We start from the raw sequence: 294 nt of genomic DNA, 5'->3' as shown, positions 1-294 counted from the left end.
GGTAGAGCACTTGGTTTGGGACCAAGGGGTCGCAGGTTCGAATCCTGTCTTCCCGACCAGCCAAAACAAAACAAAACAAAACGGGGCCTTAGCTCAGCTGGGAGAGCGCCTGCCTTGCACGCAGGAGGTCAGCGGTTCGATCCCGCTAGGCTCCACCAAATTTTTTTAAAAAATTTATTGACTTAACTTATCAACACTGTTAATATTGAAAAGTCGCCTTTAGCGACAAATGAAATTGCTCTTTGAAAACTGAACGAACAAAAACGTCAACGTTTAAAGTTTTATTTTTGAGCT

The 294-nt window shown here is 43.5% G+C and carries 1 tRNA gene; it reads left to right on the top strand.

The window, feature by feature from the left end:
- The first annotated feature begins 82 nt into the window (after window positions 1-82).
- Window positions 83-158 (top strand) — tRNA-Ala (locus tag BGM26_RS21290).
- The last annotated feature ends 136 nt before the right edge of the window (window positions 159-294 follow it).

This window comes from Bacillus sp. FJAT-29790, assembly GCF_019039215.1.
GTDB lineage: Bacteria > Bacillota > Bacilli > Bacillales > Cytobacillaceae > Cytobacillus.
The sequence above is the reverse complement of the archived record's forward strand: the minus strand, read 5'-3'. Positions and strand labels throughout refer to the sequence as shown.